Origin of the sequence: Streptomyces hiroshimensis (assembly GCF_014650335.1) — a bacterium.
Taxonomy (GTDB): domain Bacteria; phylum Actinomycetota; class Actinomycetes; order Streptomycetales; family Streptomycetaceae; genus Streptomyces; species Streptomyces hiroshimensis.
This window is the reverse complement of record NZ_BMUT01000018.1, coordinates 41,455-60,001: the sequence shown is the minus strand read 5'-3', so window position 1 is coordinate 60,001 and position 18,547 is coordinate 41,455. Positions and strand designations below refer to the sequence as shown.

Annotated in this window: 21 protein-coding genes; 12 read left to right on the top strand and 9 right to left on the bottom strand. The window is 72.2% G+C overall.

What is annotated here, in order from left to right:
• Nucleotides 1-18: 18 nt before the first annotated feature.
• Nucleotides 19-945, bottom strand: coding sequence for a hypothetical protein (locus tag IE241_RS30535; RefSeq protein ID WP_190025099.1), 927 nt, complete (start codon nucleotides 943-945; stop codon nucleotides 19-21).
• 202 nt (nucleotides 946-1,147) lie between these two features.
• Here IE241_RS30535 and IE241_RS30530 point away from each other — a divergent pair, with 202 nt between their 5' ends.
• The 11 genes from IE241_RS30530 (at nucleotide 1,148) to IE241_RS30485 (ending at nucleotide 10,032) form a co-directional block, all read left to right on the top strand.
• Entirely contained in the window at nucleotides 1,148-1,768 is a 621-nt protein-coding gene (locus IE241_RS30530; protein ID WP_190025098.1) for a sporulation delaying protein family toxin, read from the top strand.
• A 3-nt stretch (nucleotides 1,769-1,771) separates the two neighbouring features.
• Nucleotides 1,772-2,371, top strand: coding sequence for an SdpA family antimicrobial peptide system protein (locus IE241_RS30525; RefSeq protein ID WP_190025097.1), 600 nt, complete (start codon nucleotides 1,772-1,774; stop codon nucleotides 2,369-2,371).
• Nucleotides 2,364-3,350 (top strand): sporulation-delaying protein SdpB family protein, encoded by a 987-nt coding sequence (locus IE241_RS30520; RefSeq protein WP_190025096.1) that lies wholly within the window; start codon nucleotides 2,364-2,366, stop codon nucleotides 3,348-3,350. The genes IE241_RS30525 and IE241_RS30520 overlap by 8 nt, the downstream gene beginning before the upstream one ends.
• Nucleotides 3,347-3,478: a hypothetical protein gene (locus IE241_RS34720; protein ID WP_268254438.1), complete on the top strand. Its 132-nt coding sequence runs from the start codon at nucleotides 3,347-3,349 to the stop codon at nucleotides 3,476-3,478. Before IE241_RS30520 ends, IE241_RS34720 begins: the two co-directional genes overlap by 4 nt.
• The gene (locus IE241_RS30515; RefSeq protein ID WP_190025095.1) at nucleotides 3,475-4,332 is read left to right on the top strand and encodes an ABC transporter ATP-binding protein; all 858 of its coding nucleotides are present in this window, start codon (nucleotides 3,475-3,477) and stop codon (nucleotides 4,330-4,332) included. The genes IE241_RS34720 and IE241_RS30515 overlap by 4 nt, the downstream gene beginning before the upstream one ends.
• Nucleotides 4,329-5,117 carry a hypothetical protein gene (locus tag IE241_RS30510; RefSeq protein ID WP_190025094.1) on the top strand — a complete coding sequence of 263 codons (789 nt, stop codon included), beginning with the start codon at nucleotides 4,329-4,331 and terminating at the stop codon, nucleotides 5,115-5,117. The genes IE241_RS30515 and IE241_RS30510 overlap by 4 nt, the downstream gene beginning before the upstream one ends.
• 49 nt (nucleotides 5,118-5,166) lie before the next feature.
• Nucleotides 5,167-5,898, top strand: a complete 732-nt coding sequence (locus IE241_RS30505) for a response regulator (protein WP_190025093.1) — start codon at nucleotides 5,167-5,169, stop codon at nucleotides 5,896-5,898.
• Nucleotides 5,895-7,097, top strand: a complete 1,203-nt coding sequence (locus IE241_RS34715; protein ID WP_190025092.1) for a sensor histidine kinase — start codon at nucleotides 5,895-5,897, stop codon at nucleotides 7,095-7,097. Before IE241_RS30505 ends, IE241_RS34715 begins: the two co-directional genes overlap by 4 nt.
• A gap of 139 nt (nucleotides 7,098-7,236) precedes the next feature.
• The gene (locus IE241_RS30495; protein WP_190025091.1) at nucleotides 7,237-8,514 is read left to right on the top strand and encodes an APC family permease; all 1,278 of its coding nucleotides are present in this window, start codon (nucleotides 7,237-7,239) and stop codon (nucleotides 8,512-8,514) included.
• An 82-nt stretch (nucleotides 8,515-8,596) separates the two neighbouring features.
• Entirely contained in the window at nucleotides 8,597-9,016 is a 420-nt protein-coding gene (locus IE241_RS30490; RefSeq protein WP_190025090.1) for a hypothetical protein, read from the top strand.
• A 497-nt stretch (nucleotides 9,017-9,513) separates the two neighbouring features.
• Nucleotides 9,514-10,032: an Ig-like domain-containing protein gene (locus tag IE241_RS30485; protein ID WP_190025089.1), complete on the top strand. Its 519-nt coding sequence runs from the start codon at nucleotides 9,514-9,516 to the stop codon at nucleotides 10,030-10,032.
• Nucleotides 10,033-10,186: 154 nt separating this feature from the next.
• Here the strand turns inward: IE241_RS30485 and IE241_RS30480 are convergent, their stop codons facing one another.
• From IE241_RS30480 to IE241_RS30460, 5 genes are all read right to left on the bottom strand, one after another.
• A complete protein-coding gene (locus tag IE241_RS30480; protein ID WP_190025088.1) occupies nucleotides 10,187-10,843 on the bottom strand; it encodes a maleylpyruvate isomerase N-terminal domain-containing protein in 657 nt (218 codons plus the stop codon).
• A gap of 39 nt (nucleotides 10,844-10,882) precedes the next feature.
• Nucleotides 10,883-11,704 (bottom strand): methyltransferase domain-containing protein, encoded by an 822-nt coding sequence (locus IE241_RS30475; protein WP_190025087.1) that lies wholly within the window; start codon nucleotides 11,702-11,704, stop codon nucleotides 10,883-10,885.
• Nucleotides 11,705-11,764: 60 nt separating this feature from the next.
• A complete protein-coding gene (locus tag IE241_RS30470) occupies nucleotides 11,765-13,168 on the bottom strand; it encodes an erythromycin esterase family protein (protein ID WP_190025086.1) in 1,404 nt (467 codons plus the stop codon).
• A 39-nt stretch (nucleotides 13,169-13,207) separates the two neighbouring features.
• Nucleotides 13,208-14,488 carry a threonine synthase gene (locus IE241_RS30465; RefSeq protein WP_190025085.1) on the bottom strand — a complete coding sequence of 427 codons (1,281 nt, stop codon included), beginning with the start codon at nucleotides 14,486-14,488 and terminating at the stop codon, nucleotides 13,208-13,210.
• 90 nt (nucleotides 14,489-14,578) lie between these two features.
• On the bottom strand, nucleotides 14,579-15,496 hold the full coding sequence (locus IE241_RS30460) for an AraC family transcriptional regulator (protein WP_190025084.1): 918 nt from the start codon (nucleotides 15,494-15,496) through the stop codon (nucleotides 14,579-14,581).
• Between the two features lie 106 nt (nucleotides 15,497-15,602).
• Between IE241_RS30460 and IE241_RS30455 the strand changes: the two genes are divergently transcribed.
• Nucleotides 15,603-16,541 (top strand): MBL fold metallo-hydrolase, encoded by a 939-nt coding sequence (locus IE241_RS30455; RefSeq protein ID WP_190025083.1) that lies wholly within the window; start codon nucleotides 15,603-15,605, stop codon nucleotides 16,539-16,541.
• Nucleotides 16,542-16,599: 58 nt separating this feature from the next.
• Here the strand turns inward: IE241_RS30455 and IE241_RS30450 are convergent, their stop codons facing one another.
• From IE241_RS30450 to IE241_RS30440, 3 genes are read right to left on the bottom strand one after another with little or no spacing between them, the layout of a single operon-like run.
• On the bottom strand, nucleotides 16,600-17,019 hold the full coding sequence (locus IE241_RS30450) for an arsenate reductase ArsC (RefSeq protein WP_229900064.1): 420 nt from the start codon (nucleotides 17,017-17,019) through the stop codon (nucleotides 16,600-16,602).
• Nucleotides 17,012-18,124, bottom strand: coding sequence for an ACR3 family arsenite efflux transporter (arsB, locus tag IE241_RS30445; RefSeq protein ID WP_190025082.1), 1,113 nt, complete (start codon nucleotides 18,122-18,124; stop codon nucleotides 17,012-17,014). The genes IE241_RS30450 and arsB overlap by 8 nt, the downstream gene beginning before the upstream one ends.
• On the bottom strand, nucleotides 18,121-18,516 hold the full coding sequence (locus IE241_RS30440; protein WP_190025081.1) for an ArsR/SmtB family transcription factor: 396 nt from the start codon (nucleotides 18,514-18,516) through the stop codon (nucleotides 18,121-18,123). Before IE241_RS30440 ends, arsB begins: the two co-directional genes overlap by 4 nt.
• Nucleotides 18,517-18,547: the final 31 nt, after the last annotated feature.

The following is an 18,547-nucleotide window of genomic DNA, read 5'->3' as shown; positions in this document are numbered from 1 at the left end:
GCTGTGGGGCCTGGGCGGTTACGGCGTGAAGCGCAGGGCGAGCAGCAACTCGTCGTCGCCGGCCGGGTGGACTCGCTCCAGCATGCGGCGCAGCTCCGAGATGTCCACCCGTTCGTAGACGGTGACGGTGAGGGTGACTCCGTCGCGCCGCAGCGCCAGTGCCGTGGAGGGGCTGCCGTCGCCCAGCGTCCGGGCCGCGCTGGTGAAGCCTCCGCCCAGGTCGGTGCAGGTGGCGGGGCCGGGGCGCCTGTCGTCGGCGCAAGGGGAGACGTCGCCGGGCGAGACCTCGTACTGGATCGTCTGCCGCACCTTGCCGCGTCCGGCGTAGCGGTAGCCGAGGCTGAACCCCCGGGACGAGATGCTGCCGTTGTCCTCGTCGATCTCGTAGCCGTCAGGGGCCTCGGGCAGCAGGAGACGCTCCCGGGGGAGCGGCGAGTCCTTGAGCAGGGAGGCCAGCTCCTCGCTCCGGTGCGCCTGGTCCCCCGACCATGCCAGGAAGGCTGCGGTGCAGGCGATCGCCGTTCCGGCTGCGGCGCGTACCGCCCGGCCGGGGACGGACAGCGCCGCGGCCGCGGCGTACGGCACGCCGCACCACAGGAAGAGCGTCGCATCGCCGCCCAGGCCGATGTCCCCGGATCGCCGGGCGAGGTACCCGAGGGCGACCCCGGCGCTTCCTACCAGGAACACCGTGATCGCCCACCCCAGTTGCCGGGGGAGCGTACGCGGCGTGGGCGCCATGCCCCGGGCGGGCAGGCCGGCCGCGAACAGCAACGCGACCATCGCCGCGCTCCCGGCAACGAGCGCGGCCACCAGGCCGCCCCAGCCCGCCGCCCACGCCCACACCACGCCGACGCTCCACACCTGCGGCACGACCAGCGCCCCGGCCAGCCATGCCGTGCCCAGGAGGAAACCGACCGGTGCCCACCGTCTGACTACTTGATCCATGGGGCAATCGTGCGCAAAAGCTCCGCAGGGCACCTGAGTACGCGTACTCAGAACCCCGCGTACGCAGAGCGATGAACGGCGCAGCCGCCAGGCCCCCGGCAGGGGGCTGTCGCCGGACGGGCCCGCGGCCGGACCACCCCCCACTCGGCAGCCTGCCGGATGGCAGTTGTGGGGGCAACCGCCCCCCGGACAAGATCGATTCGTGGATATCAACATGAAGAGCAAGGCGCTCCGGCGCACCACGACGGCCGTTGTCAGCGCCGCCACCGCCGCCGCCGTAATGGCCACGCTCGCGCCGGCCGCCCAGGCCGCGGAGCCTGCCGAGAAGAGCACGGTCAAGGCCGCGCAGAAGGCCAGGTACACCGACGAGGAGATCGTCGGCCTGTTCACCCTCGGCTCCGGGCGCGCGGCGACCGAGCACCCCGAGGTCCTCAAGAAGTTCGGCATCCCCCAGCAGAAGGTGGACGCCGCCCGCGTGGCGAGCCTGACCTCCGCGCTGCGCAAGACCGACCCGGCCTTCCACCAGGCGGTCACGCAGAACGTGCAGAGCGGCAACCCCTACAAGGTCGAGAAGGCCCTCACCACCCTGTCCGCCGACGTGCAGGCGGTGAGCAACGGCAAGGGCAACCGCGCCGACGCCGTGGCGCTGGGCTCCTGGTGGTTCAAGACCCAGCAGGCCGTCGTCCAGACCGGCACCGTCGCCACGACCGTCGCGGCGGTCGCCGAGGTCGGCGTGGTCTTCGTGGTCGCCTACCGCTCCGCGGACGACACCTCGCAGTTCACCAAGCAGGCCATGGCGGCCTCGGTGGCTCGCGCTCTGTAAACCATGCTCCAGCACGACTCCTCACAGGACTCCGGCTGCCGGGCCGCGGACGACGCGGCCCGGCAACGGGGTGCCTTCATCAGAACGTTCGCCGCCCTGCTGGCCGTCATGGCCGCCTCCGTCTACTTCGCCCTGCCGAACAACGTCACGACGCCCTCCTGGGCGCCGACCGCCAAGTTCTACTCCTCGGCCTTCGTCCCGCAGGGATGGGCCTTCTTCACCAAGTCGCCGCAGAGCGAGCAGATGGGTGCCTACCGGCCGCACGGCGACGACGCACCCGGCAACCTCTCGATGACCCCCCAGGGAAGGGCCTCCAACCTCTTCGGCCTCTCCCGCCGCCAGCGGGCCCAGGGCCCCGAAGAGGCGCTCCTCAACGCCGCCGTGCCCGACTGGGAGCCCTGCCAGGACACGAACGAGGCGTGCCTGCGCGAGGCCGCGGCCCGCCCGGCCCACGCCGTGACCAACAAGTCGCCCCTGCCCACCCTCTGCGGTGACGTCGTCATGACCAACGAACGTCCCGTGCCCTGGGCCTACCGCGACCTCTCACCCGATACGTCACACATCACCCGCACCGTGCACCTGAGGATCACCTGCCATGGCTGACCGGCCCGCCTCGGCCCTGGACCGGGCCCTGAGCCGGTTCGACCCCCGGACCCCCTGGTTCGGCTGGGGCCGCACCCTCATCGCCACGGCCCACCTGATCACCCTGGCGCTCACCCCCACGGCCGCCCTGCTCCACCCGCTCCTCAACGAAGCCCCGTACCCCCACTGCCAGAAGGCCCTGGCAGTCTCCGCCTACTGCGTCGGCGGAGAGGCGGTGAGCCAGGAGTGGCGCCGCTGGATCATGGTCGCCCTGCTGGCCGTCGTCGCCAGCGGCTACCGCCCGCGCTGGACGGTGTGGATCCACGCCTGGCTGCTGTACTCGATCGGCGTCAGCATCGCCCTGCCCGACGGCGGAGAAGCCATCGCCCGCATCGCCGGCCTGCTGCTGATCCCCATGGGCATGGCCGACGACCGGCGCTGGCACTGGCAGCGCCCCGCCACACCGATCGGACCGACCGCACGCGGCACCGCCTTCGCGGCGTTCTGGGCCCTGCGCATCCAGCTGGTGATCCTGTACGTGCAGAGCGGCGTCAGCAAGTTCGGCGTACCGGACTGGCTCAACGGATCCGCCGAGTACTACATCCTGCGCGACCCGATCTTCGGGGCCGCCGAGCCGTTCACGACCCCGGCGCTGTGGCTGTCCGAACACGGTCTTACCCTCGGTCTGTTGACCTGGGGAGGGATCATCATCGAGCTGGTGATCGCGGCGTTCCTGCTCGGCCCGGAGCGGTGGCGCAAGGCCGCCTTCGGGCTCGACGTCCTGCTGCACGCGAGCATCGTCGCGACCATCGGGCTGTGGAGCTTCAGCCTCATCATGATCGGATGCGCCGCGGTCGCCGCCGCTCCCGACCGCACTCCCCTCGCCGACTCCTCCCGCACACCCCCACAACGCAAGGAGCCCCGGAAATGGCAGACACGATCATCGAATGCGGCAAAGGCCACGTCCGCTGGGGCACCTGGGTCCACGGTGCCTCTGTGACCACCATCAAGCTCGGACCCCGCCGGCTGGGCTGGTGCCCGGTCGGCCGGCACGTGTCCCTCCTGCGCCGCACCGACGAGACACAGCTGACGCCCGCTCAGCGCCGTGAGCTGTTCGGAGACGCATGAGCGAGGTACGTCTGGAGCAGGTCGTCGCCGGCTACCGCCGGCGGCCGGTGACCGCCCCCCTCGACCTCGCCCTCGCGCCCGGGGTCCACGTCCTGCTGGGCCGCAACGGGGCCGGCAAGACCACCCTGATGCGCACGCTCGCCGGCATCCTGCCTCCCCTGAGCGGACGCGTCCGCGTGGACGGCACGGACATCGCCGAGGACCCGGACGCCAAACGACGCATCGGCATGCTCTCGCACCGCGCCGCGCTCGCCCCCCAGCTCACCGTCCGGGACAACCTGGACTTCTGGGCCACCATCCAGGGCCTGCCCCGGGACGAACGGGCACGGCGCATCGCCGGCGCCGCCGAGCGCTTCGACATCGCCGCGCTCCTCGGCCGCCGCACCGCCCGGCTCAGCAGAGGCCAGCTCCAGCGGGCCGACCTCGCCCGGCTGCTCCTGACCGATCCTCAGGTGCTGCTCCTGGACGAGCCGCTCACCGGCCTCGACCCGGTCAGCGCGGCCGCCACCCGGGAGCTGGTACGGGACTGGGCCGCGGACCGCACCGTCCTCTACTCCACCCACAGCGTGCCCGAGGCGCTGACGCTCGCCTCCGGCATCCTCGTACTCAAGGACGGCACCATCGCCTCCCTGCCCGCCGAAGCCGACCGGGAGCCCGGCTTCGAACTGCGCCGCACGCCCTCCGCCGCCTCGACCCGGGAGGACGGCTGGACACCGGTCGAGGTGGGCCCGGACACGACGATCGGTGACGTCGTGGCCGGACTCGTCCGCGACGGCGTCACCGTCTCCGACATCCGCCCCGTACGGGCCGACACCGAAACCACCGTCCACCGGCTCCTCGGGGGAGTGTCATGAACGCGGGACCGCTCGCCCGGGCCCTGGCGTCCCGCACCCGGCGGCACCAGGGCAAGCACATCGTCCTGGTCCCGCTCGGCGCGGGCCTCGGACTCGTCCTCCTGCTGCTGGTCCTGCCCCGGGTCTACCCCGAGGGCATCCACGGCAGCGTCACCGCGGCCTCCAGCGACCTCGCCTCGGTGACCGGCCTGCACGACGCCACCGGCGCGGCCCTGAGCACCGCCCTGCTGTCGGCTCCCACCCTGCTGGGCGTGGCCGCCGCCCTGATCACCCTCTCCATCAGCAGAGCCGTCGTCGCCGGAGACCTCACCAGCGGGGTCATGGAGGCGCTGCTGGCCACGCCCGTACGGCTCCGCGCGGTCTTCCTCGCCTACACCGGCACCGCCCTGGCCGCCGCGCTGCTCGCATGGCTCGTCCTGGTCGCGGCGTTCACCGGCCCGGCCTGGGCCGTGCTCACCGCCGGCGGCGGCCACGTGCACCTCACCACCGGCTACGTCCTGCTGGGCGCCCTGGTCCCGGTGGGCTCCATGCTCTGGGCGGCGTCGGTGACGGTCTTCACGGCCTTCCTCTACCCGGCCGGCCTGCGCGCCACCGCCGGCCTCAACGGCGGGCTCGTCCGGGCCGTGGCACTGCTGCCCGCGCTCGGCACCACCCTGGCCGTCACGCTGGCGCCGGGAAAGTACACCGAGGTCACCACCTGGTACGCGGGCGGCTCCCTGACCCTGGCCGCCGCCCTGCTCACCGCCGTTCCCCTCGTCTTCAAGGCGGACCGCGTCCTCGAATGACCCCTCGTCCCGAGGGATATCCTCGGGACGAACACGGGGGAGGAACGCAGTGATACGCGTGCTGATCGTCGACGACGAGGAACTGTTCCGGACAGGGCTGCGGATGGTCCTGCACACCGCGGACGACATCACGGTCGTGGGGGAGTGCACGGCGACCGAAGCGCCGGCGGCGATAGCCGAGAGCGCACCGGATGTCGTCCTGCTCGACATCCGGATGCCGGACCGCGACGGCCTGGCCGTCCTCGAAGACGTCAAGGGCCGCCCGGGCGCGCCGTCCGTGCTGATGCTGACCTCCTTCGACAGCGACGCCTACGTGGCCCGGGCCCTGCAGGCCGGCGCGGACGGATTCCTGCTCAAGGACAGCGACCCCGCCTACCTGGCCCGGGCGGTACGGGCGGCGGCCGCCGGGGGCAGCGCCCTGTCCCCGTCGGTCGCCCGCTCGGTCGTCGAGGGATACGTTTCCTCGCTGACCGGCGAGCGTGAAAGAGGACGTGAAGGAGGAAAGGCCGAGACGCCGGCCCCGCAGCCGGCGGTGGCCGACGCCGACGAACGGGTGGCCCAGCTGACGCCGCGTGAGCGGGAAGTGCTGGCACTCCTCGGTGCCGGGCTGTCCAACCGCGAGATCGCCACGGAACTGCACCTCAGCCCCGGCACGGTCAAGGAGCACGTGAGCACCGTGCTCGCCAAGCTCGGTACCGACAACCGGGTTCGTGCGGCGGTCATCGCCTGGCAGTCCGGGCTCGTGGGCTCAGCAGCGGACCTCGCCTCCCACGGGCGGTGAGCGCCGCCGCTGAGCCCACCGGAATCCTGCGGCGAGCGCAGCGGGCGCGGCAGGCCCTGGCCCGGTTCCGGCCGCCGGGCCCGCTGGTGGAAGGCGCGGTCCTGGCCCTGGCCTGCAGCGACCTCGTGACGCTGCTCGGCTCGCGCATCGAGCACCCGGCCGTCGTCGGCCTCTCGCTGCTCGCCCTCGCGGCCCTGCCCTGGCGCCGCAGACGGCCCCTGACCGTCCTGCTCCTGACCCTCCCGGCGCTCACGGTCGGCGGCATGTGGCTCGCCGCCATGATCGCGCTGGTACGGGTGGCCGTCGTCGCCTCCGAAGTGACGGCGGCCCTGAGCGGCCTGTGCGTCTCCGCCGCCGTGCTGCTGGACTGGACTCTCTTCGGCGGCCCGTTCCCCGAGACGGGCAACTGGCTCCGGGCCGAGGTCTACTGCGCCCTGGTCGGCGCGGGCCCCGTCGTCCTCGGCCGGCTCCTGCGCTCCCGGCGCCGGATCGCGGAGCAACTGCTGGAGCTGGCGCGGTGCCGGGACCGGGAGCGGGCGGCGGAGCACAAGGCCGTGGCGGCGCGGGAACGGGCCGCCCTGGCCCGCGAGATGCACGACGTGGTCGGCCACGAGATGAGCCTGATCGCCGTACGGGCCGCAGCGCTGGCACAGGGCAGCGCCGACCCGGCCGTACGGAAGGAAGCCGATCTCATCCGTGAACTCAGCGTGCGCGCCCTCGACGAGGTCCGCCACACCGTCGGAGTGCTCCGCAGCCCCAGGGCCGAGGAGGACGCCACCCCTTCCGTGCGCCGGCTCGCCGACATTGCGGCGCTGGCCGAACGCAGCGGACTCCCGGTCCGGGCCGTCGTGGAGCCGGGAACAGGGGTCCGCTGGCCCGCCGCCGTGGAGCTGGCCGCCTACCGCACCGTCCAGGAGGCCCTGACCAACGTCAGGCGCCACGGCGATCCCGCCCGGCCCGTAGAAGTGCGGGTCGAGTCGGTGGACGACCACACCTGCCTGGTGGTCGAGGTCCGCAGCGGGCGGAAGCCGGCCGCGGCAGAGGCGGCGGGCGGCCACGGGCTGGCGGGCCTGCGCGAACGGGCCCGTCTCCTGGGCGGCGACCTGGCCGCAGGCCCCGTCCCCGGCGACGCCTATCTGGTACGGGCGGCGTTCCCGGCACCGGGCCACGCCCTGGTGGGATCGGCGGGGGCGGCCTGACCGCGGCCGGGGCATTTTTGCGGTGCCCAGGATCGACAGGGCCGTCACTTCGTTCGCCGGACGTTCCGCTCCGGTACCGTGCGCTGCGCCGGTATCCACGGCTCGTGGGGCCCGCCGGGGCTCCGTGAAGGGGTGAGCGATGAACGCGGCGGCAGCTCCGGCGGGCGCAGGCGGGCTGGAACGGCGTCTGGGCGTCTTCGACGCCGTGGTGCTCGGCCTCGGGTCCATGCTCGGGGCGGGGATCTTCGCCGCCCTCGCCCCGGCAGCCGAGGCCGCCGGATCGGCGCTGTTGCCCGGCCTGGCCCTGGCCGCGCTGGTGGCGTACTGCAATGCCACCTCCTCGGCGCGGCTGGCCGCCCGTCACCCGGCTTCGGGCGGGACCTACGTCTACGGCCGCGAGCGCCTGGGCGACTTCTGGGGCTACCTGGCCGGCTGGGGCTTCGTCGTGGGCAAGACCGCCTCCTGCGCGGCCATGGCCCTGACCGTCGGGACCTACGCCCTGCCCGGCCAGGCCCACGCCGTCGCCGTGGCCGCCGTGGTGGCGCTGACGGCGGTCAACTACACCGGGGTGCAGAAGTCCGCCCGGCTGACCCGCGCGATCGTCGCCGTGGTCCTGGCGGTCCTGGCAGCGGTGGTCACCGGCTGCCTGACCGGCGGCACGGCGGATGCCGGCCGCCTGCACGTCGCTGCGGACGCCGGCGCGGGCGGGGTGCTGCAGGCGGCAGGGCTGCTGTTCTTCGCTTTCGCCGGGTACGCCCGCATCGCGACCCTCGGGGAGGAGGTACGCGACCCCGCCCGCACCATCCCCCGCGCGATCCCGCTGGCCCTGGGCATCACCCTCGTGGTGTACGCGGCCGTCGCCGCCGCGGTGCTGTCCGTACTCGGGCCGGACGGGCTCGCCGACGCGGCCGCACCGCTGGCGGAGGCCGTGCGCCGGGCCGGTGCCCCCGCCCTGGTGCCCGTCGTCCGCGCCGGGGCGGCCGTCGCCGCACTCGGCTCCCTGCTCGCCCTGATCCTGGGCGTATCCCGCACCACCTTCGCCATGGCCCGGGACCGCCACCTGCCCCACGCCCTGGCGGCCGTTCACCCCCGCTTCGGCGTCCCGCACCGCGCCGAACTCACCGTCGGGGCCGTCGTCGCCGTGCTCGCCGCCACCGTGGACGTACGGGGCGCGATCGGCTTCTCCTCCTTCGCCGTCCTGGCCTACTACGCCATCGCCAACGCCGCCGCATGGACCCTCGCCCCCGAGGAGGGACGCCCGCCGCGTGCGGTACCGGTCATCGGCCTGACCGGCTGCGCGGCCCTGGCGATCGCGCTGCCCGTGGCTTCGGTGGTTGCCGGAGCCGCGGTCCTCGCGGTGGGAGCGGCTGTTTACGGCCTGCGCAGGACCATGGCCCCTTCGAATGGAGGTGGATAGCGGATAACGGATAGCGGATAGAGGCCCGAACGGATTTCCGAAACGGGGAGTCGGTGAACTCCCCACGCCGCGTGGGGTGAGGGTGCCAGACTTTCCCGGTCGCAGTCGTCCGGCCGAGTCGGCGATCGCCGGCCGGGCGGGAAATCGGGGGAACATCATGAGGCGTCGCGTCGGAAAACGCTTGGCGGCACAAAAGGGCAAGGGCATTCTGCTGGCCCGGTTCAAGAAACTTCCGGTCGTATGGAAGATCGTGGTCATCGCCGGTCTCGCCGTATGCGGATTCTTCGCCGCGAAAATCATCCTCGCCGTGATCGTCGGCCTCCTGATGACGGCCTTCGCCATTGCCGCGATGCTGCTCCTTCCGGTCATGCTCATCGGCGGCCTCGCCGGCGGCGGCAGGAGCGGCGGTGGCAGGAAGCGGTACCGGGACAGCTACGACAAGTGGTGCGAGGAGAACGACGGGCGCGGCCGCTACCACTCCGACAGCGGCGTGCCTTTCTGAGTGCCTTTCTGACCGGCGGCCATCTGGGCTGATGCGGCGGCGACTTCGGCCGAGGGGACCCTTTCTGGAGCGGGATCGTGGTGATCGGCGGCCTCGCATGGCTCGTGGGGGCACCACGGGGCCTGATCGCGACCGCCGACAGGCTCCGCGGCCTTCCATTGATCTGACGGAGATGCCCGGCCAGGGCACCGCAGGAGAAGCCGGCAAGCAGGCAGCGGTACTCCTGGGTGTACGCCTGTCGGGTGGGTGCGCCCTGGCCGGTGGCTCATCGGGCTCGCATATGTCGGCATGAGCCACTGGCATATTGGCGTAGGCCGCTACGAGGGCCCGCCCATGACCCTCTCATCGCCTTTGCCCGGAGTGTCTGGTGAGTGCATCGAGCCCCCCGTGTGGGTGGTTTGCCGCTTTGAGGGCTCGCGCAATAACAGGGTGAGTGTCACACCCATCCAAGGGTGGAACCGCCCCAGTCGTGCTCAACGACCGCTAGGAGTTCTCTGGTGACACAGCCTTACGCGCCGCCGCCGCCGCAGCCACCCCAGGGGTACCCGCCTCAGGGGTACTACCCGCCACAGCCGGGGTACTACCCGCCCCAGCAGCCGGGGTACTACCCGCCCCAGGGCTACTACCCGCCCCAGCCGCAGCCGGGGTACGGGTACTACTACCCGCCGGCGCCGCCCCAGCACGACGACGAAAAGGAATATCCGCAGCTCACCGCGGCGACCGTGAAGGGCACCGTCCTGGGGCAGGCGCAGGCGCAGATCAGTGCCAAGCTCATCGACAACGACGGCCAGCCCATCAAGGGTCAGCCGATCACCTTCGCCCTCAGCGACGGCCGCCAGGTCGGCACTGCAGTCACCGACGCGACCGGCGTCGCCCACCTCGACTCCGGCTCCAACCTCCTCGATCCCCTGCTGTGGATCCACGCCCTCAGTTCCGGCTACGAGGTCCACTACCAAGGCAACAAGAAGTACATGCCCGCCAATGCGCACGGGAAGATCGAGCCCGCTCTCTCGTGAGCGGTGAGCCGACCCCCGCCACCTGGTGACGGGGGTGCGCCGGGCGCCGCTCCCTTCCGTCGGCTTCGATGCGGGCGAACGGGCCGGTGCCCGGCTGCACCCGGACGCTGCACGCACGGCCCGCCGTCCGGGGGACCTGGCAGGCGGGCGCGCTTCAGCCGATGACGAGCGGCAGTTTCGCGGCCAGCGCGCCGAGTCCGGCCTTCTCCGCCTCGGTCGGTGCCCGGCGGCCGGTGCCGATCAGCAGGGCGTCCCTGTCGGTGAACGACGAGGGGAACGCGGCGCCGGCGATCTCTTCCAGCATCGCGCGGGTCCGGGCCAGGCCCTCGGCGGGCGGTTCCGCCGCATCCGGGAGGTGCGCGATCAGGTCGAGGTGGTGCAGCGTCCATTCCAGGACGTACGCGGTGAGGTAGTCGTCCGTGGTGAGGACCTCGTCGCGGGTGCTCACCCGGACACCGCGGTCGGCGAGTTCGGCGGCGCGGCCGGCGGCGGAGCCGACGTCGTCGAGGTGGAACTTGAGCAGGCCCGGCTCCTCGTACGCGGCGGCCAGGCGGACGGTCAGCGCGTCGAGCGGATCCTCGCCGGTCGGCGGCTGATCCTTGACGTTCCAGTAGGTCACCGCGTTGACGGTCGGTTCCGTATCGGCAGGGGTGACGAGGGTGATCAGGACGTCCTGCGCGTCGATGATCAGGTGGCACACGAGGTCCCGCACGAGCCAGCCCCTGCAGCCGGACGGCTGGTCGAAGGCCTCGTCCGGGAGCTGGGCGACCGCCGTGCGCAACGCCGCCCAAGAGCGCGAGAAGAGATCCACACGGGCACGGTAGTGCGATGCCGGAACGGCGGACAAGCCTCAGGCCGCCGGGCGGCGGCCCCAGGCGGAGATCATCGGTGCGGTGCCCAGGTCGAGGCCGCCCGCGGCGATGTTGGCCAGGTGGCGGTCGACCTCCTCGTCGGTGGCCAGCCCCGCAGCGACGAGCTTGTCGCGCAGCTGGTGGACGGTGGCCACCTCCAGCACGGTGCACGCGGGTGAGGTGATCGGGAAGTAGGCGTCGGCCTCGACGTCGGCCAGCCCGGCCTCGCGCAGCAGCCGCGGCAGCTTGCGCCCGAACGCCAGGTCCGCGCCGCGCTGCCGCAGCAGCTCGCGGAAGCCGCGGCGCAGCCTGTTGGCCAGCTCCTGCTCCGGCCCGTACTCGTCGGGGCAGATCAGCGGTAGCAAAGCCGGGTCGCCGTCCTCCAGCACCAGCCACCCGCCGGGGCGAAGCGCCTCGACCATCGACCGCAGGGCCTTGGCGCGGTCGGTGAGGTGGACCAGCACGAGCCGGGCGTGGATCAGGTCGAACGGCCCCCCGGCCGGGGGCGCCTCGGCCGCCACGTCGTGGCGCAGCACCTCGAAACCCGATGCCTCCCGCATCCAGGAGGTGTCGATGTCGGTGGCCACCACGTGCCCGGCCGGGCCGACGCGCTCGGCGAGCCATGCCGGCACGTTGGGCCCACCGGCGCCGACCTCCCAGCACCGCCACCCCTCGCCGACCCCGACCGTCTCGAAGTGCCGGAACGTCGACGGGTCGAAGAGCGCCGACAGCGCGGCGAACCGCTCTCCCGCTTCGGCCTGCCGGTTGTCCAGGAGGTATCCCATGCCGGAACCGGAAGCGTCCCGCGTGTCCCGTGTCATGGCCCGATCATCGCACGCCGGTTCTGCCGGGCGGCAGACCGATCGCGGAGGGCGAACTCGCTACTTCGGCTGCGGTTGCGGTACTGCCACGGACGCCTGCACGTCGTGCAGGTGCACCACGACGTCGAAGGCGCGGCCCAGCGCGAGCGGCGGCGTCGGGTCGTTGGGGTAGCGCCCGGGGACGACGAACGTGGGGCGCTCCGTGTTCAGCCAGCTCTTGAGGGCCGGTTCCCGGCCGGCCGCGCGCAGGTCGACGTAGAAGTCGCGGTAGCGCACCTCGTCGAGGGTGTGCTCGTTGCTGCCGGGCGCGGCCGGGCCGGTGCTGTAGGTCCCCGCCTCGCCCGTCGCCGTCTTGGCGCGGTACTCGCCGCCGTAGAAGGAGGTGCCGACGGCGAGGTAGTCGCGGCCCGCGAGCTCCCGCAGGTCCGCGCCCATCGTGACCGGGTAGTACTTCGGCACCGCGGTCTCGTAGGAGACGTGCCCGTTGTGGGCCGAGACGACCATCCGCTCGCCGGTCTGGCGCTGCCACCACACGGCGGTCTCCGCCATGATCCGGTCGCGTCGGCGGCTCGCGGCCTTGGCCTGGTCCGGGTCGCTCCAGTCAGTGGTGTACTCCGTGGCCATGTGCGAGATGACCCGGGCCTCCTGCAGCACCCACGGGTCCTTCTTGCCGGCCTCGGACAGCAGCCGGTAGGCGGCCGCCGCGTCCTTCTCGATCGCCTTCCGCTCGGTGAGCGGCAGGGCGTTGTACGCCGCCATGCGCGCGGCGACCCCGGTGGGCAGGGCGCGGAGCGCGGCGTAGTGACGGCGGAGTTCGGGCACGAGGGCGGGCTCGTTGCCCTCCGCCCAGGTGAGGATGCGCTCGTACTGCTCCGGATCGGCGTCGGAGAAGTCCATGCCCACGAGCCGGAGCTTGTGCGAGCCGGTGGTGCGATTGTGCTCCCGCATCCAGCTGAACAGCCGGGCGAGTTCCTCCGTGTCGAGCAGCGAGTACCCGTCCTGGAACTCCTCGTGCATGATCTGCCGGACGTCACCCTTGCCGGTGAGGATGTACGCGTTCAGCCGGGTGGCCGCCGACCAGCTGATCTCCATGGCGTAGGAGGAGAAGCCCTCGCGCTGGACGAGGTGCCTGAACAACCGGTCCTTCACGGTGAACAGTTCCTTCGAGCCGTGCGTGGCCTCACCGACGCCGACGATGGACGCACCCCGGGTCATCGCGCCGAACGCAGCCAGGTCGCCCGACGGCCCGCCGGGCTCGGCGGTACGCAGCGGGTGGGCGTACCGCTCCAGGCCGGCGACCACGTCGCGGTCCGAGGCGGTGGGGCGAACGGGGGTCTGCCCGGCCGGGGAAGCGGCCGCGGCCGCTGCCGCCGCGCCGGCAGCGGCCGGGCCCAGGAGCGCGGTGAAGGCGAGGGCCAGGGCGGCTGCCGGTGCTATGGAACGGCGCAATGATGCGTGTGTCATGCAGGGATGCTATCCAGGGGATCTTCGGGGCTTCCGGGGTCAGTCATGAATGCCTGCCGCGCGCAGCCGCCGGTACACCTCGTCCCAGGACGGGTCGACGGGAACGGCGAGTTCCGGCGCGCCGACGCCGCGGTCCTTGAAGCCGCTGGACGTGGAGATGCAGACGACCGGCCCTTCTCGCTCCGCCCGCCCCGCGGCGTTCTCCGCGGTGTTCTCCGGGGTCTTCGCCTCGGTCTTCTCCGTGCTGCGCAGGCCGGCGAGCCCCGCGGCGGCCGAGAGCTCCACCCACAGGCCCTGGCCGGCCAGCTCCGCCTGAGCGGCCCTCATTTGCTTGTCGCTGACCAGCAGCGCATCGCCGCCGCTCCCGCGCACGGCCAGCACGCCCCGGATGCTGCCGACCGGGCAGTCGATGCCGTACGCATCCGACTTGCCGACATCGACCCGGGCGGCCGGGACCCCTTGGCGCAGGGCGGCGTGGAGCGGGCCGCCGAGTTCGGGTTCGCAGGCGTATATGCGCGGAACGCTCTCTGCCAGGCCGAGTCGGCGGAGTTCCGTGAACCCCTTCCAGACGCCGAAGAGCAGTTCGCCGTAGCCGGTGGGCACGAAGACCGCCGAGGGGACACCGAGGTCGGCGAAGATCTCGTACGCGACGGTCTTGTAGCCCTCGGCGCCGAAAGGGTGGCCGGTGTGGGTGACCGTGAGGTTGCTGACGGGGTGCAGGCCGATGCGGTCGACGATGAGCCGCATCAGCGGCCAGCGTTCGGCGGCGGGCACGGGCAGGACCACTGCTCCGTAGGCGTTCAGGAAGGAAGCGACCGCGGGCGGCATGTCCGCGGATGCGAGTACGACGCACCGCAGTCCGGCACGCGCCGCGTAGGCGGCGGCGGACGCGCCGTGGTTTCCGGAGGAGGCGACGACGGTGCCGCTCGCCCCGACGCCGACGGCGGCGCTGACCGTGACCCGGTTGAGCCGGTCCTTGTGGCTCCACGTGGGGTTGCGGGACTCGTCCTTGACGAAGACACCGTTGCCGAGGTCGATCAGCGGGGTGCCGCCTTCCCCGAGACCGGGAGCCAGGAGCGGGGGCAGGAGCGGGGCCCAGCGGTCGTGACCGGCGCTGTTTCCAGGGCCTGTGCCGGGGCCGGGGCCGGTGAACAGTGCCGTACTCGCCCTGTCGTAGGCGTAGTCGACCTCGAGCGGGTGGGCGATGGCGTCGGTGCTGGTGGTGGGGCACCCCGCGACCAGCGGTGGCCACAGGGGGTGGCGTACCTCCGGGTCGCCCAGGGATCGCTGACTGGTGGCTAACGAATCTCCTGAAGTCATGGCCGGGAGTCTAGAAGCCGCCGCCCGAAGGGTGGAGAAGGCGGCTATGAACGTCGTGACCTCCGGAACGGTGCTCGGCGCGAAGCCGAATCAGCGGCCCGGTGAACGCGACTCCCGATACCGCCCCGGCGTCGTGCCGAACTGCCTGCTGAAAGCGTGTGAGAGCGCGTACGGGCTGCCGTAGCCGACGCGACGGGCGATGGAGGCGAGCGTGTCCGGGGTGTCACGGAGGAGGGTGGCGGCGAAGGTCAGGCGCCACCAGGTCAGGTACGCCATCGGAGGGCGGCCGACCATGGCGGTGAACCGGCGCGCCAGGGTGGGGCGGGAGACGCCCGCCTCGGCGGCCAGGCGCTCGTTGGTCCACAGCGCGGCCGGGTCCGTGTGCAGCGCGCGCAGGGCGGCGGCCGTCACCTCGTCGCCCAGTACGCCGGGCCAGGATCCGGTCGTGCTCTCGGCCATCCAGGAACGGATCATGTAGACGAGGAGCAGGTCGAGCAGGCTCGGCAGAGCCGTGTACGAACCGGGCCGCCGGACGTCCAGCTCGCCGCCCAGCAGGCCGATGGCGGCGCGGAGTTCGGGGTGGCTGCCTGCGCGGTTCGGCAGGTGGACGACCTTCGGCAGCTCCGCCATCAGCGGGTGTACGTGGCTGCGGTCGAGCCGGTACTTGCCGCAGAGCATCTCCACATGGTCGGTACCGGCACCGGCACGAGCCTCCGATTCGTCGAGCCACTGCTCGAACGGCACCGCCTTCTCCGCCTCCGCCGCGTCGACGGGGGAGGAGGCGAGCACATGTCCGTTGCCGTGCGGCAGCAGCACCGTGTCGCCCGTGCCGAGGGAGACCGGGGAGCCGCCGTCGGGCAGAAGCCAGCAGCTGCCCTCCATGATGACGTGGAACCCTGCCCCCTCGTACGGCGGCAGTCGCACGCACCAGCTCCCGCCTACCCGCGCCCGGTTGAAGGAGGGGCGCCCGAGGCGCACGGCGGAGATCGCGTCGCTGACCACGTCCATGGACGTCAGGGTATCGCCGGAGGGCGTGAGACATGAGACGCCCACGTATTCAATTGAGCAGAACAGGCATGGAGAAGCTCACCGACTCCCCCCTAGGGTCGAGGACATGAAGAACGAGAACGTGCAGAGAACCGTGCTGGGCGACGTCGAGGTCATCCGGGTCGTCGAATGGCAGGGCCCGCTCGTGCCCGCCCGGGGCTTCGTCCCGGAGTCCACCGCCGAGATGTGGAAGGACAACGAGCACTGGCTGGCGCCGGACCACTGGCACCCGGAGAGCGACAAGGCGGTCGTAGCGCTGCAGAGCTGGGTGCTGCGCAGCGGCGGGCGTACCGTCCTGGTCGACACCGGCGTGGGCAACGGGCGCGAGCGGCCCGGCTCGCCGCACTTCCACCACTGGCAGGGAGACTTCCTCGGCCGGCTCGCGGAAGCCGGCGTCCGGCCGCAGGACGTGGACGTCGTCGTCAACACCCATCTCCACATCGACCACGTCGGCTGGAACACCACCGGCGCCGAGGGGGAGTGGATACCGACCTTCCCGAACGCCGAATACCTCATCCCGGCCGCCGACGACTTCCACTACGGCCCGGACAACGGGTACGGAAAGGGCCGGCAGGAGGACGACCGGCTGCTTTACGAGGACAGCATCGCGCCCATCCACCGAGCGGGCCGGGCCGTGCTGTGGGACGGCGTCCACCGCATCGACGACAACCTCACGCTGGAGCCCGCGCCTGGCCACACACCCGGCTCGTCCGTGCTGCGGCTGGCATCCGGCACCGACCGGGCCGTGTTCGTCGGCGACCTGCTGCACAGCCCGGTACAGATCCTCCACCCCTCCTGCAACAGCTGCTTCTGCCTCGACCAGGACCAGGCCGCGGCCAGCCGCCGCCGGATCCTGGAACGAGCCGCGGCCGAGCGCGAACTGGTCGTCCCCGCACACTTCGCCGGGCCGGGCGCCATGGAAGTCCGCAAGGAGGGGAACGGATTCGCCCTGGAAGCGTGGGCGTCCTACGACAACGGCAACGGCATGACGGCGCTACGGGGCTAGAGCTCGTCGTGGTTCCAGCTCCCGTTCCCGTCGGCGGGGCTGGTGTGGCCGGCGTCGCTCATGCGCGGGCCGGGATGCCGAGGTCGGCGAGCAGGCCGCGGACGCGCTGCTCGATGTCGTCGCGGATCGGGCGGACGGCGTCGACGCCCTGGCCGGCCGGGTCCTCCAGCTTCCAGTCCAGGTACCGCTTGCCGGGGAAGTACGGGCAGGCGTCACCGCAGCCCATGGTGATCACCACGTCCGAGGACTGCACCGCCTCCACCGTGAGGACCTTCGGGGTCTCGGCCGAGATGTCGATCCCGACCTCCCGCATGGCCTCGACCACGGCCGGGTTGACGGTCTCGGCGGGGGCCGACCCGGCGGAGCGGACCTCGACGCGGCCCGCACCGAGGTGGGTGAGGAAGGCGGCGCCCATCTGGGAGCGTCCGGCGTTGTGGACACAGACGAACAGCACCGAGGGCTTACGGGACTCAGGCACGGGTGGAACCTTCCGGAGCGGCGGCGGCCGGCAGGCCGACGGCGGCGGGTGAGGGGAAGCAGCGGCGGCGGGCGGCCAGCGCGACGTAGACGAGACCGATCAGGACGGGGACCTCGATGAGAGGACCGACGACTCCGGCGAGGGCCTGGCCTGAGGCGGCGCCGAAGGTGGCGATGGCGACGGCGATGGCCAGCTCGAAGTTGTTGCCGGCAGCGGTGAACGCCAGGGTCGTCGTCCGCGGATAGTCCAGACCGACGGCGCGGCCGAGGCCCATGGACCCGGCCCACATGACGGCGAAGTAGACCAGCAGCGGCAGGGCGATCCGCGCGACGTCCAGCGGCTTGGAGGTGATGGCGTCGCCCTGGAGGGCAAAGAGCACGACGATCGTGAAGAGCAGCCCGTACAGAGCGAACGGCGCGATGCGGGGGATCAGCTTCGTCTCGTACCAGGTGCGCCCCCTGGCCTTCTCGCCCAGGCGGCGGGTGAGGAACCCGGCAGCGAGCGGGAGGCCGAGGAAGATCAGCACGGAACGGGCGATCTCCCACACGGACACGTCCAGGCCCGTGGTCTCCAGGTCGAGCCAGCCGGGCAGGACGGAGAGGTAGAACCAGCCGAGGGCGGAGAACGCGATCACCTGGAAGACGCTGTTGAGTGCGACCAGGACGGCGGCGGCTTCGCGGTCGCCGCAGGCCAGGTCGTTCCAGATGATCACCATGGCGATGCACCGCGCGAGGCCCACGATGATCAGGCCGGTGCGGTACTCGGGAAGGTCCGGCAGAAAAAGCCAGGCCAGGGCGAACATCACGGCCGGCCCGACGACCCAGTTGATCACCAGTGACGGAACGAGCAGGCGGCGGTCGCGGGTGACGCTGCCGAGGCGGTCGTAACGGACCTTGGCCAGCACCGGGTACATCATCACCAGCAGGCCGAGCGCGATGGGTAGCGAGACCCCGGTGACGGTGACTTCCGCCAGTGCGTCCCCCAGCCCGGGGACGATGCGGCCCAGGCCGAGGCCGACGCCCATCGCGGCCAGGATCCACACCGCGAGGTAGCGGTCGAGGAAGGACAGCCGGGCCGCTACCGGGACGGTGGTCGTACGGGTCACGAGGGGGCCTCGGCGGGCTCGGGCAGGGGCTGCCCGGCGGGGCGGGTGAGGATCCCGGCGAGACGGTCGGTCATCTCCGGCAGCAGCCGGTAGTACACCCACGTCCCGCGCCGCTCGGAGGCGATGAGACCGGCCTCGCGCAGGAGCTTGAGGTGGTGGGAGATCGTCGGCTGAGAGAGCTCGAAGGCGGGCGTCAGATCGCAGACGCACACTTCGCCGCCCGCCCGCGAGGCGATCATCGAGAGCAGCCGGAGCCGGACCGGGTCCCCCAGGGCCTTGAAGACCCTGGCCAGCTCGACGGCCTGGTCCTCGGCCAGTGGCGCGGTCAGCAGGCCGGGGCAGCAGCCGTCGGGACCGTCCTGCCCGAGCACCACGAATTCTTGATTCGACATGCTTCTATGTTGACGCTTGTCGATTCAAGGC

Excerpts from the sequence above, each read along its gene's own strand:
- IE241_RS30535 (WP_190025099.1), bottom strand. The coding sequence starts at position 945 with ATGGATCAAGTAGTCAGACGGTGGGCACCGGTCGGTTTCCTCCTGGGC.
- IE241_RS30525 (WP_190025097.1), top strand. The coding sequence starts at position 1,772 with ATGCTCCAGCACGACTCCTCACAGGACTCCGGCTGCCGGGCCGCGGAC.
- IE241_RS30520 (WP_190025096.1), top strand. The coding sequence starts at position 2,364 with ATGGCTGACCGGCCCGCCTCGGCCCTGGACCGGGCCCTGAGCCGGTTC.
- IE241_RS30515 (WP_190025095.1), top strand. The coding sequence starts at position 3,475 with ATGAGCGAGGTACGTCTGGAGCAGGTCGTCGCCGGCTACCGCCGGCGG.
- IE241_RS30510 (WP_190025094.1), top strand. The coding sequence starts at position 4,329 with ATGAACGCGGGACCGCTCGCCCGGGCCCTGGCGTCCCGCACCCGGCGG.
- IE241_RS30495 (WP_190025091.1), top strand. The coding sequence starts at position 7,237 with ATGAACGCGGCGGCAGCTCCGGCGGGCGCAGGCGGGCTGGAACGGCGT.
- IE241_RS30475 (WP_190025087.1), bottom strand. The coding sequence starts at position 11,704 with ATGACACGGGACACGCGGGACGCTTCCGGTTCCGGCATGGGATACCTC.
- IE241_RS30470 (WP_190025086.1), bottom strand. The coding sequence starts at position 13,168 with ATGACACACGCATCATTGCGCCGTTCCATAGCACCGGCAGCCGCCCTG.
- IE241_RS30465 (WP_190025085.1), bottom strand. The coding sequence starts at position 14,488 with ATGACTTCAGGAGATTCGTTAGCCACCAGTCAGCGATCCCTGGGCGAC.
- IE241_RS30460 (WP_190025084.1), bottom strand. The coding sequence starts at position 15,496 with ATGGACGTGGTCAGCGACGCGATCTCCGCCGTGCGCCTCGGGCGCCCC.
- IE241_RS30455 (WP_190025083.1), top strand. The coding sequence starts at position 15,603 with ATGAAGAACGAGAACGTGCAGAGAACCGTGCTGGGCGACGTCGAGGTC.
- IE241_RS30440 (WP_190025081.1), bottom strand. The coding sequence starts at position 18,516 with ATGTCGAATCAAGAATTCGTGGTGCTCGGGCAGGACGGTCCCGACGGC.